Annotated in this window: 1 protein-coding gene; it reads left to right on the top strand. The window is 65.5% G+C overall.

Annotation, left to right across the window (positions count from 1 at the left end; translation table 11 throughout):
- Window positions 1–53: 53 nt before the first annotated feature.
- A complete protein-coding gene (locus tag ACTIDRAF_RS0222515; RefSeq protein ID WP_026066396.1) occupies window positions 54–386 on the top strand; it encodes a transposase in 333 nt (110 codons plus the stop codon).
- The last annotated feature ends 43 nt before the right edge of the window (window positions 387–429 follow it).

Below are 429 nucleotides of genomic sequence, written 5' to 3'. Positions count from 1 at the left end.
CTGGACCGTACTGGGTTTGTTGGAGGCCCTGCACCCCAGGAAGGATGAGGAGCATGGGTTCCGCGAAGAAATATCCCCAGGAGTTGCGGCGACGCGCGGTGGAGATGGTCCGTGAACTGGAGGGGCAGTGGGGACCCGGACGTGGAGCCATCGCCCGGGTAGCCGACCAACTCGGAGTGCACCCCGAGGCCCTGCGGTACTGGGTACGCAGCGGTGAACCCAGCACCCACACCGGCTCGGCGGACTCCACGAATAACGGGGAGTCGGACCGAGACCGGATCGCACGACTGGAACGGGAAAACGCCGAACTCCGCCGATCCAACGAAATCCTCAAGGCGGCCTCGGCTTTTTTCGCCCGGGAGATGGACCCCCGCCCACCGAGTTGACCGAGTTCGTCGACCACCACCGGGACCGGTTCCCCGTGGAAGT

This window comes from Actinoalloteichus spitiensis RMV-1378, from assembly GCF_000239155.1.
Classification (GTDB): domain Bacteria; phylum Actinomycetota; class Actinomycetes; order Mycobacteriales; family Pseudonocardiaceae; genus Actinoalloteichus_B; species Actinoalloteichus_B spitiensis.
This window is presented reverse-complemented; position numbering and strand designations above follow the sequence as displayed.

What these genes read in the sequence shown, in the direction of transcription:
- ACTIDRAF_RS0222515 (WP_026066396.1), top strand. Translation starts at nt 54, where the DNA reads ATGGGTTCCGCGAAGAAATATCCCCAGGAGTTGCGGCGACGCGCGGTG.